This window comes from Acinetobacter sp. AND/436, from assembly GCF_049546925.1.
In the GTDB taxonomy this organism is placed as follows: domain Bacteria; phylum Pseudomonadota; class Gammaproteobacteria; order Pseudomonadales; family Moraxellaceae; genus Acinetobacter; species Acinetobacter indicus.
Window position 1 is genome coordinate 40,926 of sequence record NZ_JBMXBO010000007.1, and the last position, 24,661, is coordinate 65,586.

The window sequence follows — 24,661 nt, forward strand, 5'->3', positions numbered from 1 at the left end:
TTTTTATGGCCTATTGTTCTAAATGGATAATCCGCATTTGCAGGCTGACATTGCCATTAAAGACATTTTTATCCAGCTCATACACCAAGCGCGTATCTTTCATCGGATCAAATTCATATTTATCGGCTGCATTGAAGGCGATCGCATCAATCACCTGCCCATTTTCCAAAGCCACGCGTAATTTAAGATGTACATCTTTGAGCCAACGATAATCTACAATCTGAAATTGTCCCTCAAAAATTGGCGGTGGAAATTTCTGCCCCCACGGCGCCAAGTGCTGCAAGGTATGCACAGTGTCTAGATGAAAATCTTCTACCGGCAATTCGCCATCGGTCCATAAGGTGGCCTGAAACAGCTCAGGGTCCATGCTGGCAATCAGCTGTTCAAAAATCTGCCTAAATTCCTGAAAATGAGCTTTTTGAATGGTCAGTCCGGCCGCAGCTGCATGTCCACCAAAATGGCTGACCAGATGCGGATACTGCTCGGCTACCTGTTCAATCGCATCACGGATATGAATACCATCAATGGAACGTGCCGACCCTTTAATATGAATACCATCTTCATCAGCCGCAAACACAATACTCGGGCGATGGAACTGTTCTTTCAGCCGACCTGCGACAATACCAATCACCCCTTGATGCCAGTGCGGCTCAAACATGATTAAGGCCGCAGGCAGTTCGCTAGCATCGAGCTGGATTTTTTCCAGTTCCTGCAATGCTTCCTGCTTGATCTGCCCTTCAACCTGACGACGCTCTACATTTAACTGGTTTAACTGTTCAGCGAAGCGATAAGCAGTTTGTGCATCATTGGCCAGCAGACATTCAATACCAATATCCATGGTTTCCATTCGGCCCGCGGCATTAATCCGTGGTCCCAACACAAAACCTAAATCCTGGGCTTTTAGGCTGGCTGCCTCTCGTCCGGCTATATCCAGCAGTGCTGAAATTCCCGGCCGACACAGATGTTGCTGGATTTTTTTCAGTCCGGCATCCACCAGAATACGGTTGTTATAGTCCAGACTGGCCACATCGGCATAGGTGCCCAAGGCCACCAGATCCAGATATTGGGTCAGGTTGCTGCTGGATTTGCCTTGTTTTTTACGATAGCTGGACAGGTTGGCCAAGACATAAAATGCTACCCCGACGCCCGCCAAGGCTTTACTTGGAAATTCGCAGCCGAGCTGGTTCGGATTGACGACGGCATCCGCCGCTGGTGTGGCTTTGGTAGTCAGGTGATGGTCGGTAATAATAACCTGCATACCATGTGCTTGCGCTCGTTCCACGCCGGCATGACTGGAAATACCATTATCAACGGTAATTAATAAATCAGGCTGAAAACGGGTAAAGGCCAGATCGGCAATTGCCGGGGTCAGGCCATACCCATATTTAAACCGGTCCGGCACCAGATACTGCACTTTGGCACCCAATTCACGCAAGGCCAGTACCATTAAGGCGGTACTAGTGGCACCATCGGCATCATAATCACCGACAATGACAATCTCTTTTTGCCCGTCAATGGCCTGATCCAGAAGCTGAATGGCCTGATCCAGCCCTTTCATGGTCGGCGCCAGCAAGTGTTTCAGCTTCAGTTCCAGTTCCTGCTCGGATTGCACACCACGTCGCGCCAAAATCTGGGCAATCAACGGCGTCACGCCCTGAAAACTTTCAGGGCGTGTCAGAAAAGGTCGTTGTTTAATCTGTATATTCGACATTTAAGGCATCAATCGTTGCAGTGTCCATGCCCCATCGGTTTTTTCATAACTTAAACGGTCATGTAAACGATTCGGGCGCCCCTGCCAAAATTCATAATAATCCGGTTCCAGACGATAACCGCCCCAGAATTCCGGCTTGCTCAGTACATCCTGCTCACCCACCTGGGCAGCAAGCTGTGCAAAACGCTGTTGCAACGCTTCACGGCTGGCAATCACACCACTTTGCGGGGTACTGATATGCGCCGCAATCTGGCTGTCACGTGGACGCTTGTTATAGTACAGATGCGACTCTTCCTCCGGAATTTTACTCACCCGGCCGCTAACCCGAATCTGGCGTTCCAGTTCCGGCCAGTAAAACAGCAATTCCGCATAAGGATTTTCCAGTAAGTCGGTGCCTTTCTGGCTGTCATAGTTGGTATAAAAGTCATAACCAAGTTCGGTTGCACCGCGCAGTAGCACGGTACGCACATGCGGACGGCCCTGCGCATTGGCTGTGGCCAAAGACATGGCATAGGGTTCATGCAGTTTGATTTCCAGTGCATGATTAAACCAGTTTAAGAACTGCTGATGTGGATCAGCCAAAGCGGCTGACTCATGCAGCTCGCCTTTTTGATAGCTTAAACGTAATTCACTTAAGTCTTTAATTAAATCAGACATCTATACTCCCCTTAGGCAGCAATCGCATGATGACGCACGGCATCGGCCAGATGGTTGGCCAGTACGGTCACTTCCTGCTGGTCATCCCCTTCGACCATTACACGAATCACCGGTTCAGTGCCTGACTTACGAATCAGGATACGGCCACGGCCTTGCAGCTGCGCTTCTGCTTTACCAAATTCTTCCACTAAAGCGGGCACGGCATACGGGTCAAACATGGCCTCTAAACGTACATTCACCAGCACTTGCGGGAACAGTTTAAAATCGGCAACCAGTTCATGCAGGGCTTTGCCCTGCTCTACCATGACGGTTAAGACCTGTAATGCAGCAATAATCGCATCACCAGTGGTGCTTTTATCCAGAGTCAGGACATGGCCCGATGGCTCACCGCCGATATTCCAGCCATTTTCCTCAAGCGCCTGCAACACATAGCGGTCACCAACTTTGGCCCGGACAAACTCGACTCCAGCTTTTTCTAACGCCAGTTCCAGTGCCATATTGCTCATGACAGTTCCGGCAATACCTGCCGGTTTGTTTTTGGCCTGCGTCGCCAGAATATACAGAATATGATCGCCGGTGATCTGCTCACCATTTTTGTCAACCATAATCACCCGGTCAGCATCGCCATCAAAGGCAATGCCCAAATCCGCCTGATGTTCTACCACCGCCTGCTGTAACTGTTCCGGATGGGTCGAACCACAATCTTCATTAATATTCAGACCATCTGGGGTGTTATATAGCGGAATGACCTTGGCACCCAGCTCTTTAAATACCGCCGGACCAACGTTATAGGCTGCACCATTGGCACAGTCCACCACAATTTTTAAATGGTTCAGATCGAAATGATAAGGAAAGGTCGATTTACAGAATTCGATATAACGTCCAGCAGAGTCTTTAACGCGGAAGCTTTTACCAAGATTGGCGTTATCTTCAATCTGAATTTCATTTTCGAGTTCTTGATTAATCGCTTCCTGCAGTTCATCCGGCAGTTTTTTGCCTTCGCTGGAGAAGAATTTAATCCCGTTATCAAAATACGGGTTATGCGATGCAGAAATGACAATGCCCAGACTGGCATGTAAGGCACGGGTTAAATGTGCAATCGCGGGGGTCGGCAATGGCCCCAGTAAATGTACATAAATACCGGCAGCGTTCAGACCAGCCTGTAGCGCCGATTCCAGAATATAACCTGACAGACGGGTATCTTTGCCCAGTACCACAATCGGTTTATTTTTCTTGCTGTATTTTTTTAAAACTTTACCTGCCGCGAAACCTAGTTTCAATGCAAACTCTGGTGTAATTGGAAGCTCCCCAAACTTGCCACGTATACCATCGGTTCCAAAATAACTCATGTCTTACTCACTTCTTATAGGGTTATGGTGATTTTCATCATCCTGTTTCAACACGCTTACTTTACACCAAAATTAAAAAAGCCGTCACATTTATGACGGCTTTTCTATAAGGCGAATTACCAAAAATCAACCAACGCGATAGTTCGGTGCTTCTTTGGTAATGGTCACATCATGCACGTGAGATTCAGACATACCGGCTGCAGTAATCTTCACGAATTTGGCATTCTGACGCAGGTCTTCAATGGTTGAAGAACCGGTATAACCCATTGATGAACGTAAACCACCCATCATCTGATGCACGATATTACCCATTGGGCCTTTGTACGGTACGCGACCTTCAATACCTTCTGGCACCAGTTTTTCAGCACCGGCTTTAGAGTCCTGGAAGTAACGGTCTGCAGAACCGGTTGCACCCGCCATGGCACCCAATGAACCCATACCACGATAAGCCTTGTAATAACGGCCCTGGAAGAATTCAACTTCGCCCGGTGCTTCTTCAGTACCAGCCAGCAGTGAACCGACCATAATCGTGCTGGCACCTGCGCCAATCGCTTTGGCCATATCGCCAGAGAAACGGATACCACCATCCGCGATCAATGGAATCTGTTCTTTTAATGCATTTGCTACAGAGTCAATCGCCGAGATTTGCGGCATACCAATACCGGCCACAATACGGGTGGTACAGATAGAACCCGGACCAATACCGACTTTCACTGCATCTGCACCGGCATCTAATAACGCAAGCGCAGCATCACCCGTTGCGATGTTACCACCAATGACCTGCACTTGCGGATAGTTCTGTTTTACCCAGCGTACGCGTTCAATTACACCGGCAGAGTGACCGTGTGCAGTATCGACTACAATCACGTCCACACCAGCTTCAACCAGCGCTTCTACACGGCTTGGGGTTTCTACACCGGTACCGACTGCAGCACCTACGCGTAAACGACCGAGGTCATCTTTACAGCTGTTTGGATAAAGTTCGGCTTTACGGAAATCGGTGACCGTAATTAAACCACGCAGTTCGTTGTTCTCACCCACCACCAGTACTTTTTCAATACGGTGCTGTTGCAACAGTGCCTGGATATTTTCTTTTGATTCGCCTTCACGCACCGTCACCAGACGGTCCTGACCGGTCATGATGTTGCTGACCGGCTGCTCCAGATTGGTTTCAAAGCGTGTATCACGACCGGTGACGATGCCCACCACTTTGCCATCTTTCACCACAGGAACACCGCTGATGTTGTTGGCTTGAGTTAAGGCAATCAGTTCACGTACTGTGGTTTCTGGGGTCACAGTGATCGGGTCTTTGACCATACCGGCTTCAAATTTTTTCACACGACGTACTTCAGCCGCCTGCGCTGCGATATCCATGTTTTTATGCAGGATACCAATACCGCCATTTTGCGCCATTGCAATGGCCATACGAGATTCAGTCACCGTATCCATGGCTGCAGACACAAGAGGAATATTCAGATTAATGCCGCGAGTTAAACGTGTCTTTAGAGAGACATCTTTTGGGAGGACAGTTGAGTAGGCAGGGAGTAATAAGACATCATCGAAGGTTAGCGCTTCTTGAACGATGGTCAACATAACAGTCTCACTGGTAATTTCCGTGCGCTATTATAAACAAATCTTGCTATAAATTTCATTTGTTATTGCATAAATAATTATTTATTCCGCACATCCTGACAATTCGGATGAGTTTGCTGATGAAAAAAGCAGGCCATGGCCTGCTTTTCTACGATAACAGCATCTGGATGCTGAAGTCTTTAACTGACCCGGTCAAAATCCGGGTCCTGGCCATCATTGGCCGCTTCGACCAGCACTAAAGGAATCAGGTTATGCGCACGGCGTGCCTTATTGCACTGCTCATCGGCAATCTGTACCTCTTTGCAACTGGAACTGCGCTGCTCGTACATAGAGCAGCTGACCTGTTGTCCGACCGTTCCCTCCAGCGCAATACAACGCGGATTGGCCTGATTGGTCCCTTTCATGCATGAATAGAGGGCATTTACCGGTTCGGTATAATGCTCAGGCATGGGAATGCCTTCTGCCCAGTAAAATGAAACTCTAAAATAGGTGCAGCATGCGCCGCAGCTAAGACACGCATCTGAGGAAGCAACTTGAGACAACATTGTTAAAATTCTCGTCATCAAAAAAGAGTTTTTTTGGGGAAGAAAATATAAAAAATGTTGTTTTTACACTCAAGTTATTTTTTCAGTTTTTTTACGCGATTTTTTGGCTTAAGTCGGACAGGTAAATACCGACTCATCCATCAGGTCGACACCGCATTCCAGCGTTTCAATCCAGTCCAGGAACTGGTTGATCTGCTCCTTGCCCACAAACGCGGTACCATGCTGCGGTACAATCATTTCGACATCCATTTGACGCACCATATTCACCCATAAACGGATGACTTTATTGGTACACATATAACGCTGATGAAAAGCTTTCATTTTTGGAATATGCGCGGCAAAGTTTTCTAACGGCTTGGACGCATCTTCGACCATTGAAGCGCCCATATCGCCGGAAAACAGGATTTTAGCCACCGGATCATAAAACTGGAAATTACCGACCGAATGCAGAAAATGCGCAGGAATGGCGACAATGGATGCCTGTCCCAGTGGAATCACCTGGCCATGATCTGGCAGTTCAATCAGACGCTCCAGCCAGTTGCCTTTCATCCGGTCACTCATAAAGGCCGAGTTCAAGTGTGGCAAGAAACGCGCCCACAGTTTCGAAGCCACCACTTTGGCATCGGTATACACCAGCCAGCGCGGCATTGAGGTAATAATATCCGGGTCCTGATGCGATGCCATCACATAGTCCAGATTGGTCAGGCGGGTATATTTATTCAGTTCCATGGTCAGCGGCACATAAGTCAAATCGCCGCCCGGATCCAGAACCGCAGCACGGTCATTGTCCAGAATCAGAAACTGGTTGGCCTGTACGCCCTCACCTTTGACCAGACTGGTGAAACTGATACATTTATGCGTGCCATTATCAAATAATACTTGTGATGTGGTGCGATCGAACGCCATACCTTGTCCCCAAAAAAATCTTATCTTTACATTAAATTTTTAATTCCCTATAAAATAAAGGGTATTCCGCCAACTTACAATCAATATACAATTTAACTTTCAACTATTTTGTAGAAGCACGGGTCAGGTTCAGCCCATAAAAAAGCCCAACCGGGAAGATTGGGCCAAAATCAGTAGCAGCCTTTAAAAGAAATAATATTGCAACAAGGTGCTGACCCCGATGATCAGGAAAATCAGTGCACCAATTTTATGAATCAAGGATACCGGTAATTTCTCTGCCATTTTATTGCCGATAAATACTGCCGGCGCATTGGCAATCATCATCCCCAAGGTGGTGCCAATCATCACCCAGAAAATACTGTCAAAACGCGCGGCCAGGGCTACAGTTGCAATCTGGGTTTTATCACCAATTTCTGCCAGGAAGAACAGAATAAAGGTGGCACCAAACACCCCGTATTTCTGCCATTTGTTGATGCTTTCATTTTCATCATCCAGCTGATCCGGAATCAGCATCCAGATCGCCATTCCAATAAAACCGAGTGCCAGAATCCAGCGCAGAATTTCAGGACTTAAAATGGTGGTAATCCATTGTCCCAAGGCTGCAGATAAACCGTGATTGATCAGGGTGGCGGCCAGAATCGCCAGCAGAATTGGCAGCGGTTTACGGAAGCGGGCCGCCAGTAACAGGGCCAACAGCTGGGTTTTATCACCCATTTCGGCCAAAGCGACAATTGCAGTTGAGATCAGGAATTCATACATGATGGATTTCTCTGGCTAGCACACATACCAATGACCTATCCCTCCTGCTAGCCAAATCTGCAGAGTGATAAATCAAAGGTCTTGCCAACAAAAGAAAGCTTGAGAAAAGCATTTTGGTTCTTTGCTATGATGACCATGCCCTGTTGAGCAAATATGTTGACCATCACCTTTTTACTTTGCGTAAAAAGCGGCTACTCCCCAATGAAGTGCTGTTATTGTAATCGGCCACAGAAAAAACTCAAGTACCAAAAGCAAAAACCCTGCCGAAGCAGGGTTTTTTCAACTTTGCGCGTTCTTCGCAACAGAGACACACCAAGCGGCGTTTTAGATTAACAAAGTCCGGATATCTTTGAGCAGCTTGGTCAGCTTGTTGGTAAATCGGGCTGCATCTGCGCCATTAATCACACGGTGATCATAAGACAGCGACAACGGCAGCATTAAGCGTGGATCAAAGCCTTCGCCATTCCAGACCGGTTGCATGGTGGCTGGAGAAATCCCCAGAATTGCCACTTGCGGCCAATTCACCAGCGGCGTAAAGGCAGTACCACCAATTGCGCCAAGGCTGGAAATGGTAAAGTTGGCGCCTTGCAGGTCTTTCGGTGACAGTTTCTTGTCACGCGCTTTTTGGCCCAGCTCGCCCAATTCAACTGCAATCTGCTTAATTGATTTTTGATCCGGATTACGCAGTACCGGTACCGTCAGGCCATCTGGTGTCGCTACCGCAATCCCCATATGGATTTCATTACGGAGCAGCACGGACTTACCATCATCAGACAAGTGACCGGCAAACTCGCGCTCTTCTTTCAGCAAGTAAGCCACTGCCTTAATGATAAAGGCCATAATGGTCAGGCTGATGACCTCTTTCTTGAAGTTGCCTTTCAGCTCATTACGCCATGCTTCCAGTTCAGTGATATCTGCTGCATCAAACTGAGTTACTTGCGGAATGTAGTTGTTTAAAGATAGCTGTGGGATGGACACTTGCTGCAAGCGGGTTAAAGCTTTCTCTTCCACACCACCAAACGCATCGAAACTTGGCAGTTTCGGCAAGCCTGATGGTGCTGCTGCCACCGCTGCGGCTGCCGGAGCAGTTTGCGGTGCTGTCAGACGCGACTTCACATAGGCCACCAGGTCTTCTTTCATAACCCGTGCATGTGGACCGGAAGCTTTGACATCGGCCAGGATGACACCCAGTTCACGTGCCAGTTTACGCACTGCAGGACCAGCATATACTTTCGAGTTCGCTGCATTTTGCTCTTTGGTGAGCTTGTCTGCAGTATGTGTACTCGGTACAGCGCTTGAGGCCTGTGCGGCTGGCGCAGCAGGTGCGGCTTTTTGTGCTGGCGCTTCAGCTTTTGCTGCTTGCGGTGCAGGCGCTGTCTGACCTTCCGCCTCAATAGTCACCAAGGCAATGCCTTCTGACACATTCTGGCCCAGCTCGACATGAATCGCCTTGATTACACCCGCGGCGGTACTTGGCACTTCAACCGTGGCCTTGTCCGATTCCACCACAATAATACTTTGATCTTTTTCGACCGTATCACCGACCTGAACCAGAATTTCTGCAACCGCGGCTTTATCAACCCCTAAATCCGGGACCTTCACTTCGACATCACCCGCCGGTGCTGCAGAAGCTGGCGCTGCTGGTTCAGCTTTGGGTTCAGGCGCCGCCTGAGCAGCGGGTTGCTGTTCGGCTTGAGCTTGCGACTGTTCAGCTGCTGGTGCTGCCTCTGCCGTGGCCACGGTCAGAATCACCACACCTTCTTTGACGCTATCGCCAGCCTGAATCTCAATAGAGGCCACCGTACCCGATACCGTACTTGGCACTTCCACCGTGGCTTTGTCCGATTCCACCACCACAATGCTCTGATCGACATCAATCTGATCGCCGACCTGAACCAGAATTTCACCAACCAGCGCTTTTTCTACACCAATATCCGGCACTTTCACTTCAACGGTTACAGCGCTGCCAGCCGCTGCTGTCTGGTTTTGCGAGGCTGCCGCAGGTTGATGGCTGCTCACTTCCGCAATAATGTCCTGATCAGACAATGAGGTCGGGGTGTTTTCAGACGTTTTTTGCGGTGCATCAGCCAGTTGTGGTTCAACGGCTTGTGACGTTCCATCTTCGGCTTCCAGTTCAATCAGCACCGCGCCTTCTGCGACTTCATCACCCTGATTGACCAGAATGCTTTTCACCACCCCGGCTGAAGTGCTTGGCACTTCAACAGAGGCTTTGTCGGATTCCAGCAACACAATACTGTCATCGACCGCGATGCTATCGCCGACTTTGACCAGAATTTCAGCCACGGTGGCTTTATCTACACCAATATCAGGAGTCGTAATGTGCATGATTAGTTCTCCTCTTTGTAGTCAGCCACAGCGTGCAGCTCAGGCGTAGCCTGTGGTGCCCACGCGACCGGACGGTCGGTATCCAGCTCAAAGCTTGAAATGGCATCTTTGACCAGACGCGCATCAACTTCGCCTTCATCGGCCAGTTTCTTCAAGGTCGCCACCACAATGTGCGCGGCATCGACACCAAAGTAGCTACGCAGGTTGGCACGTGTATCCGAACGGCCATAACCATCTGTACCCAGCGCCACAAACGGACGGCTGTCTGGCAGATAAGCACGGATTTGTTCGCTATAAGCACGCATATGGTCAGTTGCAGATACCACAATACCGTCCGTACCACGCAGCTGTTTCGATACCCACGGCTCTTTGGCTTCTTCCGCTAGCGGATGCAGACGGTTGTATTCTTCGCATGCCATACCATCACGCGCCAGTTCGTTGAAGCTGGTCACGCTGTAGACATTGGAGTGAATCTGGTATTCCTCACGCAGGATTTTCGCGGCTTTAATCACTTCACGCAGAATCACGCCGGAACCAAGAAGCTGAACCGTGGCTTTCTCATCTTCTTCAAGCAGATACATACCACGCTTGATGCCTTCTTCAACGCCCTGTGGCATTTCAGGATGCTCGTAGTTCTCGTTCATAACCGTCAGGTAATAGAACACACGTTCCTGATTGACATACATGCGCTGTAAACCGTCATGGACGATAACCGCCAGTTCATAACCGAAACATGGGTCATAAGAGACACAGTTTGGAATGGTATTGGCCAGAATGTGCGAGTGACCGTCCTGATGCTGTAAACCTTCACCGTTCAGGGTAGTACGGCCTGCGGTTGCACCGAGCAAGAAACCTTGCGCCTGTGCATCACCGGCTGCCCAGGCAATGTCGCCAATCCGCTGGAAACCAAACATCGAGTAGTACATGTACATCGGAATCATTGGCAGGTTATTGGTCGAATAACTGGTCGCCAACGCCGCCCAGGCACTCATTGCACCGGCTTCGTTAATCCCTTCCTGCAGCATGTGACCGTCTTTGGCTTCACGGTAATGCATCAACTGTTCCTGGTCTTCCGGGGTATATTTCTGGCCATGTGCGGCATAAATACCCAGTTGACGGAACATGCCTTCCAGACCGAAGGTACGCGCTTCATCTGGAACAATTGGCACTACGCGGTCTTTAATGGCTTTTTCTTTTAACAGCGCAGAGATCAGGCGCACCATCACCATGGTGGTCGATTGTTCTTTACCGTTTGAACCTTTCAGCACTGCATCAAACACCGACAGCTCAGGAATCGCGAGAGATTCGCTGTCTTTACGACGTGCCGGCAAGTAGCCGCCCAGTGCTTCACGACGCGCCTTCATATATTTAATTTCAGGCGAGTTTTCACTTGGACGATAGAATGGCACTTCTTCCAGCTGCTCATCGGTAAATGGCAGGTTGAAACGGTTACGTACGTACTTCAATGATTCCAGCTGCATTTTCTTGATTTGGTGCGTCTTGTTCACCGCTTCAATTTCATCAGACAGACCATAACCTTTTACGGTTTTTGCCAGAATGACCGTTGGCTGACCTTTGGCCTTGGTCGCTTCTGCATAGGCAGCAAAAACTTTGTACGGATCATGACCACCACGGTTCAGATTATCAATATCTTCATCGCTCAGGTCTTTAACCAAAGCTTCTGCTTCTGGATATTTACCAAAGAAATGTGCGCGTGCATAAGCACCACCTTTCACCTGATAACGCTGATAGTCACCATCAACCGCTTCTTCCATCACTGCTTTCAGCGCGCCAGATTTATCTTTATCCAGTAGCGGGTCCCAATGACGGCCCCAGACCACTTTAATTACACGCCAGCCTGCGCCGCGGAACAGTGATTCCAGTTCCTGAATAATTTTACCGTTACCACGTACCGGGCCATCCAGACGCTGCAGGTTACAGTTCACCACCCAGATCAGGTTGTCGAGCTTTTCACGACCGGCCAGCGAGATTGCACCCAGGCTTTCCGGTTCGTCCATCTCGCCATCGCCCAGATAAGCCCAGACTTTACGGTCTTCTTCTTTGATCAGGCCACGGTTCATCAGGTATTTTTGAATATGCGCCTGATAGATTGACATGATCGGACCCAGACCCATGGATACGGTCGGGAACTGCCAGTAGTCTGGCATCAGGTATGGGTGTGGGTAAGATGGCAGACCTTTACCACCCACTTCACGGCGGAAATTATTTAAATGCTCTTCCGTCAGACGGCCTTCAAGGAAAGAACGTGCATAGATACCCGGAGCACAGTGACCTTGATAATAGATCATGTCGCCGCCAAAGTTATCGCTATTGGCACGGAAGAAATGGTTAAAGCCAACATCATAAAGGGTGGCAGAAGAAGCAAAACTGGCCAGGTGACCACCAAGGTCATCGCCCGTTTTGTTGGCACGCAGTACCATTGCCAGTGCATTCCAGCGAATCAGGGCACGGATACGACGTTCCATATCCTGATCACCCGGCATTGGTGGTTGCTCTTCAACGGAAATGGTATTTAAATAAGGCGTATTTAGACGCTGAATGGGAACATGTTTCGCGATTGCCCGTTGATAAAGTTTTTCTAATAAAAATGCCGCACGCTCGGTTCCCATGTGCTGCAAAACTGAATCAAACGCATCCTGCCACTCTTGGGTTTCCTGCGCGTCGGTATCACCATAATACGCCATAGTCGGTCATTCCTGAATCCTAATTATATGGTTTATATGTACCATATTTCTGCTTTCTAAAGGTATGGCCATCGGTGAATACGACTTTAGACTAGTATTTCGAGAAAAAATATCTATTGACGTTTTATTACCCAAAATAACAAAAAACCGCCAATAGCGGCGGTTTAATATACAGACAATATTCTTTTGAGTGATAATATAATCGTTATAAGGTCTTAATGCATGACGTGCTCAAAAATTAGGCCTTTTGAGCAAAAGCCGCAAGCTGTTAAGGCAGCATTGCCAGGTAAGTTGATGGGTTTTTACGAACGCCGTCTTTTACTACTTCATAATGTAAATGAGGACCGGTACAACGACCTGTACAACCCACGTTTGCAATATGCTCACCTGCAGCAACACGATCGCCGACACGTGCAATTAAGCGTGATGCATGAGCGTAACGGGTTAAATAGCCATTGCCATGGTTAATTTCAACATATTGACCATAACCTGTACCCCAACCTGATTTAGTTACGATACCCGGGCCAGTGGCATAAATTGGTGTGCCGCTTGGCGCTGCTAAATCTAAACCTGAATGACGTTCAGCACGACCATTCATGGTACGACCGCCATAGTTTGAGCTTACACGGGCATTTGGTAAAGGATGCGCCACTAACCAGCTATATGGATTAGCGCTATAAGATTTCGCAGAAGACGCTGAACCGTATTTTTTCGCTAAAGATTCGTTGTTTAATTCAACCGTTTTTTCACGCAGTTTGACATTAATTTCAGTTTGCGCCGGAATATTGATGTCTTGTGACTCGCTATAGGTCCCTTGTGCCAGGGTGCGGGTCAATTCTTCAATACGGTCTGTCGATGAATTTTGGCTGTTTAAGTCAACCAGATCAGCAAAAGCCACTGACGCCGCAGAAGCCGCCAAAGAAAACGCTAATAAAATACGTCGCGTATGCATAAAAACCTCATAAAAACTGTTCTTACTCAGAGTTCCTTGGTGATCTCTTCCTTGATCTTCACTGAAAGGAGCGCATAAGATTAAGACATAAACATGAAGGAAATATGTATGTCCGAGCCTTGTAACGTCTTTCGCCAAACAAGAAAACACATAAAAACAGGAAACCTAACGTTTCTCTCAACGCAAGTTGCTGCCTGGCAGAAACTTACTCAAATTATTCAACCCTTGTTGCCCCAACCCGAACTTTGGCAGGTTGTTTGTTATCAGCAAGGGATTCTTACCATTACTGGCACCAATCAGGCGATGGTGAGTCAACTGGCCTATTTGCAAAAACAGTATGTTGCTCAGCTATCACAATTGGCAGAACTTCAAGATTTACACAAGATTCAGGTCCGGTTAAAACCGCAGTTGCAAACGCCCCCAAAACAGGAAAAATCTTCAAGAACACTCAGTACAGAAACCCAGGAAATGCTTCGCGGTGCTGCTGACTTTGTGAGCGACCCTAAGCTTAGCCAAGCTTTGTTACGTTTGGCAAGCAATAAAAAGTAACATTGCGCCAATCTAAAAAATACAAAACCGATAAAAACGAGAATTAGTTCACTTTTTTAGATGTTACATTATAACATCACCAAGGAAAGACAATGACTTATGTCACACTCACATACGGAATTGGACATTGAGTGATGTCATCAAATGTTACAATTTCATAGCTGCTTGGATCTTTTTGCACATTCCGTAAGAGCTGATTATTCAGTGCATGACCCGATTTATATCCATCAAATTTCGCAATAATTTGATGACCGAGCAAATACAGATCGCCCACCGCATCTAATATTTTGTGACGAACAAATTCATCCGAGAAACGCAGGCCCTCTTCATTGACCACACCGGTGTCATCGACCCCAATGGCATTTTCCAGGCTGGCGCCCAAGGCCAGATTGTTGGCTTTTAAATAATCCAGATCTTTCATAAAGCCAAAGGTGCGTGCTTCACTGACTTCATAGACGAAGGTTTCGGTAGAAAAATCAATGGTGGCAGACTGATATTCTTTTTTAAAGGCGGGATGATCGAAATCGATGGTGAAATTGAGCTGGAAACCGTCATGCGGGGTGAAAATGGCACGTTTATCATCAATTAGCGCTTCGACCGGTTTTAAAATCTTGATGAATTTTTTTGGCGCATCCTGCTCTTTTAAGCCACCCTGCATTAATAAATAGATGAAGGGACCGGCACTGCCGTCCATAATTGGCACTTCAGAGGCGGAAACCTCGATAATCAGGTTATCAATTCCCAGACCCGCCAGCGCGCTCATAATGTGTTCAATGGTGCCGACTTTGGCATTGTCCTGAACCAGATTCGAGCACATAAAGGCTTCCTGAATCAGCATGGCATCGGCCGGAATATCGACCGGTGGATTCAGGTCAATACGGCGAAACACGATTCCCCCGTCAGCATGGTGCGGCACAAAGTTAATCATGACTTTCTGTCCACTATGCAGACCTATACCACTCGCTTTCACGACACGTTCTAGGGTACGTTGTTTCAACATGCTCTCAATTCATCTGTATATAAAACCGCTATACGTTAGCATATTTAGCCATTGATAAAAAACAAAAAGGTAGCCATTTGGCTACCTTTTACAAGTTCTGGAATAAAAATCTATATCGTAAAAATTATTTACGTTGTTGATTTTTAAGATATTCCTGAATACTCATTGGCGTTGGACGTGAATTATTGCTGCTGCCTGCAGTCGCATTGATGGCCGGCGCTGCCTCTGCCTGACGCTGAATGGCCGGAACATCATCTTCTTCAACCGGCTGTTGAGCGGTTGCCTGTGCAGACTGCACCACTGAAGAACGCTTGACTGGCTCAACCGCATCGGCTGAATTACGGGTCAAACCAGTGGCAATTACGGTCACGCTGATTTCATCACGCGCATCCGGATCAAATACGGTACCGTAGAATACCTGGCCTTCATCCAGATCGACAATCTGGTTGACAACATCGGTAATTTCTTCAATTTCACCAAAGGTCACGTCATCACCACCGGTCACGTTAATCAGAATACCTTTGGCATTCATGATGGTCACGTTATCCAGTAACGGACTGCGAATCGCCTGCTCTGCTGCCTGACGGGCACGGTTTTCACCACGCCCCAGACCGACACCCATCATGGCATAGCCACGGGTACTCATGGCCGTTTTCAAATCGGCAAAGTCAAGGTTGATGTGACCCGGACGTACCACTAAATCAAAGATACTGCGCACGGCATTTAACAGCACGTCATCTGCCTTTTTATAAGCATCTTTCATGGAAATGTCGCGGAACACTTTTAACAAGCGCTGGTTTGGAATGATGATCAGGGAATCAACATGCTGCTCTAAAGCTTCAATACCTTTTTCTGCAGATTGCAGACGGCGTTTACCTTCAAAGTTAAACGGTGTGGTTACGACACCGACAGTTAAAATGCCCATTTCTTTGGCAATTTCAGCGACAACAGGTGCAGCACCGGTACCGGTACCACCGCCCATACCGGCAGTCACAAACACCATATCGGTGCCTTCTAACTGCTGGCGAATCAGCTCGCGGCTTTCTTCAGCAGCGGTTTGACCCACTTGCGGATTAGCCCCTGCGCCCAGACCACGGGTACTTTGCTCGCCCAGCTGGATTTTGCACTGTGCATTCATGCGGTCCAGTGCCTGTTTATCGGTATTGGCACAGACAAATTTCACACCCTGGATATCTGATTCCAGCATATGCTGTACGGCGTTACCGCCTGCACCACCTACACCAAATACAGTGAAACGGGCTTGACCGTTGTTATCGGTTTGATCATCTTCAAAAAATTCAAATGAGGCCATGACCTTTAGCTTTCCTAATTCATAATTGGCAGTCACTTCAGCCCGTATACTGCCTTGATCTTAATAAAAAATTGTTTTTAAGAATGCTGTCCAACGGCTGCCTTGTCAAGTACAAGCGATAATCCGTACAACTTCCTAACAATATTCCCTAAAAAATCAACTAAAAAATTGATTTCAGTTTTTCGTTGAGTCCTGACCAGGCACGACCTACACGCGCCCAGACCGATAAGGTCTCCGGGTCTTCGGTTTCGACAATGGTGTCCTGACTGTAGCTCTGGCTATACATCAGCACGCCCGCTGCGGTTGCATACTGCGAACGGCGCAAGGCAGCCTGATGCGGTTCATCGGCATAAACCTGTACCGGCGGATTGCCCAAATGCGCAGACACACCCAGGGTGCGGCGTACCAGACTGACCATGCCTTCAATCTGACAGGCATCACCAGCCAGCACCACACCATGATATAAGCCATGAATGGCGCCACTGTTTTCCAGTTCCTGACGGATTTGCGCAAAAATTTCTTCATAACGCGCAATAATAATTTCCGACAGTTCAATCCGGCTGATGGTTTGCGGACCATCAATGCCCTGAATCTGAATCATGTGATCAGGTTTGACCACTTTTAAATCGACGCAACCGTAAAGCAGTTTAATCCGCTCGGCTTCTTCGGTGGTGGTCTGCAATACCGCCGCGATATCACGGGTCACATGCTCACCGCCACGCTGCAGGGTTTGTGACAACGCCAGACGACCGTCCAGATAGACTGCAATATTGGTGGTACCGGCGCCAATATCAACCAGGCACACGCCATATTCTTTTTCATCTTTGAGTAAACTGGCTTCAGCGGTGGCCAGATGCGACACCACCATTTTTTCCACGCCAATATTGGCCCCTTTTAGGGCACGGTCCAGATTCTGCATGGTGCTAATCGGCAGCATCATCAGCTGATAATGACCGGTCATGCTATGCGCCGACATACGGATCGGGTTTTGTACCCATTCACCGGAATCATCCAGATCAAAGCCCAACGGCACCGCGCTGACCAGATAATGATCTGAAGTTAAATGGCTGGCTTTGGCCAGATCTAAGGCACGAACCACTTCACTTGTTGTAATTGTGTGGTCACTATTTTCAATCGGGGTACGCCCCGCAGCATAAAAACTTTTTAATTCTGCACTTGGAATAGAAATCCAGGCTGAATGCACCCGGCATTCCGCCATATCTTCTGCTTCTTGAACGGCATTTTTAATGGCTGTAATGACTTTATCGAGACTTACAATTTTTCCTTTATTCATGCCTCGGTTACGAGCGGTAGCCATACCAATCACTTGGATATTGTCTGGCGCGTGTACCTTACCAATCAAAACTGAAACTTTGTGTGTCCCAATGTCAATCGCAACAACCGAGGGAACAGCTTCACTCATTTATTTACTACCATCACATGTTTGTTTAATTAATGGCTTAATGCCTCTATTTTTAAAGCCAAGTATTATGGCTTTGCTGCTATTGCATTCGCAATGCTTGTGTCATCAATCGTTACAACAAAATGACCATTGGCAATTTTTGGTGCCACCGAGTTTTTCCACTGGATCGCCAGACCATTGCGGTAACGTAGGTCAATTGCAGAAATCCTGGACCATACCGGCTTGAAGTCACTTTGCGCCAGATGACTCAGACGCTGCAATTTACTCATGGTCTGATCCTGATCCACAATCACCCGCAGGCCAGAATCAAACTGCATAAACCAGGTCATCCGGTCGGTGAGATATAACTCTTTTAAACGCAGATTCACCGGTAAAAATAACTGGTTAATTTCATTATAGCGACGCATCATCATTTTGGACTGATGCATCGGGCCATGTAATAACGGCAGATGCTGATTATTCTTGGGTGTCACTTCCGAAAACACATCACCGCTGTCACTGAGTAAACGTCCGGTGCCCCAGCGCGCAATCGCATGGCGTGGCATGACCCGTAAACGGATGGCATTCGGCCAGGCGCGTGACACCACCACCCGATCGACCCAGGACAGTTCCAGTGCGGTATCACGAATCTGTTCCAGATCGGAAGTAAAATAGTTATCTGTGACCACTGGCGAAACATGGGTCATGACCTGGCGCAGTTCGGCATTGGAACGGGTACCGACCACGTCCAGTTCAGCCACGCGTGCATCGGTCATGACTTTATATAGACCATAGATTCCTGCTGCCAATACCACAATCGCCACGCACAGCAATACCCATCCACCCAGGTTCGTCAGCTTTTCTTTACGCGTCGGTGGCTTATCGTGAATCGAGGTAATCGCTGCGCGTTTACGGCGCATGGAAGCAGGAAGTTGAGCCATGGCTTAGTGGGTCGCATCCGTTAAGGTTTGTTCAAGAATTGCCACGCACAAGGCATCAAAACTGTAGCCCACCGCCTGCGCGGCTTTTGGCACCAGTGAGTGACTGGTCATGCCCGGTACAGTGTTGACTTCAAGCAGCCAGAAATTGCCTTGTTCATCCTGCATTGCATCAATACGGCCCCAGCCGCTGGCACCTACCGCCTGGAACGCACGCAGGGCCAAGACCTGTAACTGCTGCTCTTCCGACTCGGTTAAGCCACATGGAATGCCGTATTGCACATCATTACGGTTGTATTTGGCTTCATAGTCATAGAACGCCACATCTTTAGGCGGTTCCAGACGAATCACCGGCAAGGCCTGACCGTTCAGTAAGACAATCGTGAACTCGCGACCGGTAATCCATTTTTCAGCCATTACCACTGCATCATGCTCGGTGGCTTTGGCAATCGCTTCAGCAAAGTCTTCAATACGTTCGACTTTGCTCATGCCAATACTGGAACCTTCATGTACCGGCTTGATAATCAGTGGTAAACCCAATGCAGCGACAATATCAGCCGGGTTTGAATCTTTGGTGACAATACGATACGGCGCTGTTGGCAGCTCGGAACCTTGCCAGACCTGTTTGGTTTTGACCTTGTCCATGCCAATGGCTGAACCCTGTACGCCAGTACCGGTATACGGCACATTCAGCCATTCCAGTACACCCTGAATCTGGCCATCTTCACCGCCGCGGCCGTGCAGGACAATAAAGGCACGATCATAGTTGACCAGTTCGGTCACACTACGATCTTTCGGGTCAAACGCTTCTGCCTGAACGCCTTCGCGCAGCAGCGCATCGAGCACTGCCTGTCCACTATCCAGAGACACCCCACGCTCGGCAGATTTTCCACCAAATAACACGGCAACTTTGCCGAACTTTGAAGCATTTGACACGTTTATATCCTTAAACTTTACACTGAGCGACCAAATTCAAATATCACTTTGGGTGATTATTTTAAATACAATTTATTTTGAGCAAGCTCGATGGAGATTGCTCCTACATTACCCGCACCTTGGGTCAATAATAAATCATTCGGTTGTAACACTTTTTGTACCAGTGTTTCCAGATTGCCTTCAACCGGATCAATCAGGATCGGTTCAACCTGACCACGCAGACGGATACTGCGTGCCAGACTGCGACTGTCGGCACCCACAATGGCTTTTTCACCGGCAGGATACACTTCCAGCAACAGCAGTTGATCGACCTGCGATAACACTTCAACAAAGTCATCAAAACAGTCACGGGTACGGCTAAAACGGTGCGGCTGGAACAACATCACCAGACGGCGGTCCGGATGGCTCTGACGCGCTGCTTTAATGGTGGCTTCCACTTCTTTAGGATGGTGACCATAGTCATCGACCAGTTTGATGCTGCCACCGTCCAGTTCAAATTCACCTTGCACCTGGAAACGGCGACCTACACCACTAAAGCCTTCCAGTGCACGGCAAATCGCACCATCAGAAACACCTTCATCGGTCGCCACACCAATGGCGGCCAAGGCATTCAGTACATTGTGCAGACCTGGTTGATTCACGGTAACACGCAGTGGCTCGCGGTCTTTACGCAATACGGTAAAGTGGGTACGCATACCGTCCTGATCAACATCGACTGCGCGAATATCATTGTCTTCATTAAAGCCGTAGGTTAGCACCGGACGGGCAATGCGCGGCATAATTTCACGGATGTTGGCATCATCACCACAAACCACTGCCAAACCATAGAATGGCAGTTTGTGCAGGAATTCAATAAAGGTATCTTTTAGCTTGTCAAAGCTGCCGCCATAAGTATCCATGTGGTCGGCATCAATATTGGTGACAATCGCTGCCATTGGCTCCAGATGCAGGAAAGATGCATCTGATTCATCGGCTTCAGCCACAATATAACGGCTCGCACCCAGTGCAGCATTAACCCCGGTACGGTTCAGCAAACCGCCTATCACGTAAGTCGGGTCCAGATTTTCTTCTGCCAGCATACAGGTAACCAGGCTGGTGGTGGTGGTTTTACCATGTGTTCCGGCCACGGCAATCCCGTGACGATAACGCATCAGCTCACCCAGCATTTCAGCACGGCGCACCACCGGAATACGGCTCTCAATAGCGGCTTTAACTTCCGGGTTTTCCGGATCAATTGCAGTAGAGACTACCAGTACATTGGCACCCTGAATATTATCTGCGCTATGACCAATAAACACCCGAATGCCATTTTCTTCCAGCTGGGCTGTAGTTTTTGAGGCTTTAATATCTGAACCGGAAACATCATAGCCCTGGTTTTTTAATACCTCGGCAATGCCACACATCCCGGCGCCGCCAATCCCGACAAAGTGGATATGTTTGATACGACGCATTTCAGGCACTTTAATCAGTTCTTTTACTTGATCAGCAGGGATAGATGGAGACATAGTTTACTCGGTTTACAAATCTTGAATTAAAGCAACCACATGTTGGGTTGCATTAGGTTGTGCCTGTTGACGCGCCTTGCTGGCCATTTCAGAGAGCAGTTGGCGGTTCATCAACGGCATTAACAGTTCTTTTAAGCTGTCCGGGGTCATGCTGGCTTGCGGACAGATTTTTGCCGCGCCCGTCTTGGCCAGGAATTGTGCATTGGCCGTCTGATGGTCATCCACAGCGCTTGGCAAGGGCACAAATACCGCAGCCACACCCGCGGTTGCAATTTCCGTAACCGTCAGTGCGCCGGCCCGGCAGATAATCAGATCGGCATCGCTATAGGCCTGTGCCATATCTTCAATAAAGGGTTGCACTTCAACCGTTAAGCTGTCCGGCTTGTTGGCATAACGCGCTCGGGTGCTGTCTGCATGATTTTGCCCACACTGATGATACACATTTAAAGGTACATTCAGCTGTTTTAAGGCTTCAGGGACACGTTCATTCAGTGCCTGCGCGCCCAAAGAGCCGCCAACAATTAAAATACGCAGCGGCAAACCTGCTTTTTCACGTTCCTGATAACGCCAGGATGGGGTTAGAGTCGCGCTAATTTCTTTACGCACCGGGTTGCCAGTGGTGACAATTTTAGTGCTGGCCGGAAACGTATCCGGGAACGCCTGACAAACAGTGTTGGCAATACGCGACAGCTGGGTATTGGTAAAGCCGGCAATTGCATTCTGCTCATGAATAATGACCGGAATACCAAGCAGACGTGCGGCCAGACCACCCGGTCCAGCCACATAGCCACCAAAGCCGGCGACAGCCTCTACTTTGTGTTTTTTCATTAACTGCATGGCGCTTAAGGTGGCTTTTAGAATTTTAAAAGGCGCCATCAGTTTGCGTGCCAGCCCGTTACCGCGCACGCCTTGAATATCAATCTGATAAATCGGAATATTCTGGTTTTGTAATAAACGGTTTTCCATGCCTGTAGGCGTTGCTAACCAGGACACATGGATTCCCTGCTGCTGGAGTTCTTTTGCCACGGCTAGGGCTGGGAACACATGGCCACCAGTGCCTGCGGCCATCATCATCACATGTTTAGGCTTGGTTTGCGCTGCATCAGTCACGGTCTAATTCTTCAATCCAAATATGGCTAATGAAAGTTCTTTATAAGCGCTCAATTGTAATCACAATCGTATGAGCTTGAAAGTTTATTTACTTTTTTTCACCAAGCGGCTCATTGTTTTTTTCAACAGTTTTGAAAGTTTAAACTAGTTTTATTATTAATTCACCGAAATTGTTAAGTTTCCTGCATTTTTCACTGAATTATGTCGACTGGTTTTGATTTACAAAATCGCTATAATTTTCTTGATCAACGCAGTTTTTCAAGCTCAAATCTCGCTTAAGAATACAAAAAGAGCCACCCAAGGTGACTCTTTTGAAAGATAGATTAACGACCGGCTTCCAGTACATCAAACAGGGTATCGGCAATTGAGGTGCCGAACTGGGCATCAATTTCACGGATACAGGTTGGACTGGTCACGTTAATTTCAGTGACATAGTTACCAATCACATCCAGACCGACAAATACCAGACCTTTTTCACGTAAAAATGGCCCGACTTTGGCAGCAATTGCCTTGTCATTGTCGGTCAATGGACGTGCTTCACCCAGACCACCAGCGGCCAGGTTGCCACGCACTTCGCCGTTTTGCGGAATACGTGCCAGACAATACGGAATTGGCTCGCCATTGACCATTAAAATGCGTTTATCCCCTTCTACAATTTCCGGGATATAACGCTGCGCCATAATTGGCTGGGTGCCGTTATTGGTCAGAATTTCAATGGTAGAGCCAATATTCACACCATTCTGATACAGACGGAAAATGCCCATGCCGCCCATCCCATCGAGCGGTTTCACAATCACATCGCCATGTTGCTGAATAAATTCACGAATCAGGCTTTGCTGAGAGGTCACCAAAGTCGGCACCTGCAGCTCCGGGAACTGGGTCGCAAACAGTTTTTCATTACAGTCACGCAGGCTTTGCGGCTTGTTAATAATCCACGCTCCTTCGCGCTCTGCCTGTTCCAGAATATAGGTGCTATAGACAAAGTTCATATCAAATGGCGGGTCTTTACGCATCAGCACCACATCATAGGCTGCGATGGATTCTTTTTGTTTTTCGCCCAGCTCATAATAATGGTTGTAATCTTCAAAGACTTTTAACGGGCTGATTAGACCGAAAGCCTTGCCCTGATCAATATATAAATCTTGTTGTAGTGCATAACCGAGTTCATGACCCCGACGTGCCGCGGCCCACAGCATGGCCATGGTGGAATCTTTTTTCAGGTTCACCGTTTCAATCGGGTCCATCACCACAAGTACGCGCATAATGACTGCTCTTTTAAAATTGCTATGATGTGGAGTATAACGGAGATTCGCTGCCTGTTTTTCTGAATTTGAGTAAAGCTTTGCAGCGCTATATTTGCTGATTTCAGGAAGCTGCCCATGCAACAGCCAATTGTGGGATATCATTTAGATGAAGAAAATCATTGGGTCGCAGAGCTGGCCTGTGGTCATGGCCAGCATGTGCGGCATAATCCACCGTGGCAGAACCGGCCCTGGGTGATGACGGAGCAAGGACGCAAAGAAAAATTAGGGGTGATGCTGGAGTGTAAGAAGTGTGAGGAAGGATGATTTTGTTATTTATTTTTCCTTCTTACTTCATGAATAGACAATCTACGTTCTATTTTTTTAAAAAGATATGCATCCTGATCGATATCTAACTCTTTATTGCGACGTTTTACATAGCTCATATAATTCAACTTTTGTTTTAGCTCCTATTCATTCCAATGAGTTTCTTCTGCTTTTGATTTTTTATCTAAAAATGCAGTTTGCCTATTAATATTTTTACTCATACTTTCTAAAGACTTTTGAATTCCTGCTAATGCTTTGGGAAGAGCTTCTTCAAAACTCTCTCCTAATTTATAAATTTTTAGTTCTGAAGTATCAATTTTATATGTATTCTTATATTTCTTTCCCTTTAAATCCTCATATCTGATCTCAGCATTAAAAATAAGATTAAAGAAGTATTCACTATCTAACTCTTTAGGATTTAAACCAGTAAAACTTAGATAGTCCGTATATTTAGAATCATTCGGCGCTAAATAATTGACTCCCTTAATCATAAAATCTCTTTGCATAAAAACTTTAATAGCTTTTTGAGCAGTAACTAAAAAAGAAGCATCGAGTGAAGGTTCAGGAAATAATTTTATTTTTACGTTATGAGCTCCTCCTTTTCCTACATTTGTAATTTTTAAACGTAAAAAATGGATTCTGTACTCAACAGGTTCTAACTTAATGTCTATCAATGGTTCGGTTTGAACTTTTCTAAGTTCCCTATTTTCTTTCCAACCCAAAAAAGTCGCTATCGATGCTGCACTTGCAGCAATAGCTGAAAAACTTGCGATCATTAAATTCCAATCTAGATTCATTTTTGTTTTTTATAAAAATAA

21 protein-coding genes and 1 riboswitch are annotated in these 24,661 nt (G+C 47.5%); of the genes, 2 read left to right on the forward strand and 19 right to left on the reverse strand.

Annotation, left to right across the window (positions count from 1 at the left end; genetic code table 11):
• Positions 1–10: 10 nt before the first annotated feature.
• From recJ to ACPEPR_RS07260, 10 genes are all read right to left on the reverse strand, one after another.
• Positions 11–1,711: a single-stranded-DNA-specific exonuclease RecJ gene (recJ, locus tag ACPEPR_RS07215; protein WP_423562221.1), complete on the reverse strand. Its 1,701-nt coding sequence runs from the start codon at positions 1,709–1,711 to the stop codon at positions 11–13.
• Positions 1,712–2,368: a pyridoxamine 5'-phosphate oxidase gene (pdxH, locus tag ACPEPR_RS07220; RefSeq protein WP_005180791.1), complete on the reverse strand. Its 657-nt coding sequence runs from the start codon at positions 2,366–2,368 to the stop codon at positions 1,712–1,714. It abuts the gene before it with no gap.
• 11 nt (positions 2,369–2,379) lie between these two features.
• Entirely contained in the window at positions 2,380–3,717 is a 1,338-nt protein-coding gene (gene glmM / locus ACPEPR_RS07225; RefSeq protein WP_005180793.1) for a phosphoglucosamine mutase, read from the reverse strand.
• 126 nt (positions 3,718–3,843) lie between these two features.
• On the reverse strand, positions 3,844–5,310 hold the full coding sequence (gene guaB / locus ACPEPR_RS07230) for an IMP dehydrogenase (RefSeq protein WP_005180795.1): 1,467 nt from the start codon (positions 5,308–5,310) through the stop codon (positions 3,844–3,846).
• A gap of 179 nt (positions 5,311–5,489) precedes the next feature.
• A complete protein-coding gene (locus ACPEPR_RS07235; protein WP_075167288.1) occupies positions 5,490–5,855 on the reverse strand; it encodes a YkgJ family cysteine cluster protein in 366 nt (121 codons plus the stop codon).
• 108 nt (positions 5,856–5,963) lie between these two features.
• Positions 5,964–6,761, reverse strand: coding sequence for an MBL fold metallo-hydrolase (locus ACPEPR_RS07240; protein WP_286421353.1), 798 nt, complete (start codon positions 6,759–6,761; stop codon positions 5,964–5,966).
• A gap of 183 nt (positions 6,762–6,944) precedes the next feature.
• Positions 6,945–7,520 carry a TMEM165/GDT1 family protein gene (locus ACPEPR_RS07245; RefSeq protein ID WP_016658743.1) on the reverse strand — a complete coding sequence of 192 codons (576 nt, stop codon included), beginning with the start codon at positions 7,518–7,520 and terminating at the stop codon, positions 6,945–6,947.
• A 70-nt stretch (positions 7,521–7,590) separates the two neighbouring features.
• A riboswitch (yybP-ykoY riboswitch) is annotated at positions 7,591–7,732 on the reverse strand.
• Positions 7,733–7,844: 112 nt separating this feature from the next.
• A complete protein-coding gene (locus tag ACPEPR_RS07250) occupies positions 7,845–9,866 on the reverse strand; it encodes a 2-oxo acid dehydrogenase subunit E2 (RefSeq protein ID WP_423562222.1) in 2,022 nt (673 codons plus the stop codon).
• Positions 9,867–9,868: 2 nt separating this feature from the next.
• Entirely contained in the window at positions 9,869–12,571 is a 2,703-nt protein-coding gene (aceE, locus tag ACPEPR_RS07255) for a pyruvate dehydrogenase (acetyl-transferring), homodimeric type (RefSeq protein ID WP_104513189.1), read from the reverse strand.
• A gap of 268 nt (positions 12,572–12,839) precedes the next feature.
• Positions 12,840–13,523, reverse strand: a complete 684-nt coding sequence (locus ACPEPR_RS07260) for a M23 family metallopeptidase (RefSeq protein WP_005180807.1) — start codon at positions 13,521–13,523, stop codon at positions 12,840–12,842.
• Between the two features lie 108 nt (positions 13,524–13,631).
• Between ACPEPR_RS07260 and ACPEPR_RS07265 the strand changes: the two genes are divergently transcribed.
• Positions 13,632–14,072 carry a hypothetical protein gene (locus ACPEPR_RS07265; protein ID WP_016658741.1) on the forward strand — a complete coding sequence of 147 codons (441 nt, stop codon included), beginning with the start codon at positions 13,632–13,634 and terminating at the stop codon, positions 14,070–14,072.
• A 97-nt stretch (positions 14,073–14,169) separates the two neighbouring features.
• Here ACPEPR_RS07265 and lpxC read toward each other — a convergent pair whose 3' ends face one another.
• The 8 genes from lpxC to gshB form a co-directional block, all read right to left on the reverse strand.
• Positions 14,170–15,072, reverse strand: a complete 903-nt coding sequence (lpxC, locus tag ACPEPR_RS07270) for a UDP-3-O-acyl-N-acetylglucosamine deacetylase (RefSeq protein WP_104513188.1) — start codon at positions 15,070–15,072, stop codon at positions 14,170–14,172.
• Positions 15,073–15,196: 124 nt separating this feature from the next.
• Entirely contained in the window at positions 15,197–16,384 is a 1,188-nt protein-coding gene (gene ftsZ / locus ACPEPR_RS07275; RefSeq protein ID WP_005180810.1) for a cell division protein FtsZ, read from the reverse strand.
• 160 nt (positions 16,385–16,544) lie between these two features.
• Positions 16,545–17,807: a cell division protein FtsA gene (ftsA, locus tag ACPEPR_RS07280; protein ID WP_005180811.1), complete on the reverse strand. Its 1,263-nt coding sequence runs from the start codon at positions 17,805–17,807 to the stop codon at positions 16,545–16,547.
• Positions 17,808–17,872: 65 nt separating this feature from the next.
• A complete protein-coding gene (locus ACPEPR_RS07285) occupies positions 17,873–18,727 on the reverse strand; it encodes a cell division protein FtsQ/DivIB (protein WP_005180814.1) in 855 nt (284 codons plus the stop codon).
• A gap of 3 nt (positions 18,728–18,730) precedes the next feature.
• Complete coding sequence (locus ACPEPR_RS07290; protein ID WP_016658739.1) at positions 18,731–19,660, reverse strand: D-alanine--D-alanine ligase; 930 nt, start codon at positions 19,658–19,660, stop codon at positions 18,731–18,733.
• Positions 19,661–19,716: 56 nt separating this feature from the next.
• Positions 19,717–21,165, reverse strand: a complete 1,449-nt coding sequence (gene murC / locus ACPEPR_RS07295; RefSeq protein WP_016658738.1) for a UDP-N-acetylmuramate--L-alanine ligase — start codon at positions 21,163–21,165, stop codon at positions 19,717–19,719.
• A 12-nt stretch (positions 21,166–21,177) separates the two neighbouring features.
• Positions 21,178–22,275 (reverse strand): undecaprenyldiphospho-muramoylpentapeptide beta-N-acetylglucosaminyltransferase, encoded by a 1,098-nt coding sequence (gene murG / locus ACPEPR_RS07300; protein ID WP_075167283.1) that lies wholly within the window; start codon positions 22,273–22,275, stop codon positions 21,178–21,180.
• Between the two features lie 323 nt (positions 22,276–22,598).
• A complete protein-coding gene (gene gshB / locus ACPEPR_RS07305; RefSeq protein ID WP_104513186.1) occupies positions 22,599–23,537 on the reverse strand; it encodes a glutathione synthase in 939 nt (312 codons plus the stop codon).
• 117 nt (positions 23,538–23,654) lie between these two features.
• Between gshB and ACPEPR_RS07310 the strand changes: the two genes are divergently transcribed.
• A complete protein-coding gene (locus tag ACPEPR_RS07310) occupies positions 23,655–23,843 on the forward strand; it encodes a DUF3565 domain-containing protein (protein WP_016658735.1) in 189 nt (62 codons plus the stop codon).
• Between the two features lie 143 nt (positions 23,844–23,986).
• Here ACPEPR_RS07310 and ACPEPR_RS07315 read toward each other — a convergent pair whose 3' ends face one another.
• Complete coding sequence (locus ACPEPR_RS07315; protein ID WP_125523559.1) at positions 23,987–24,619, reverse strand: hypothetical protein; 633 nt, start codon at positions 24,617–24,619, stop codon at positions 23,987–23,989.
• Between the last annotated feature and the right edge of the window lie 42 nt (positions 24,620–24,661).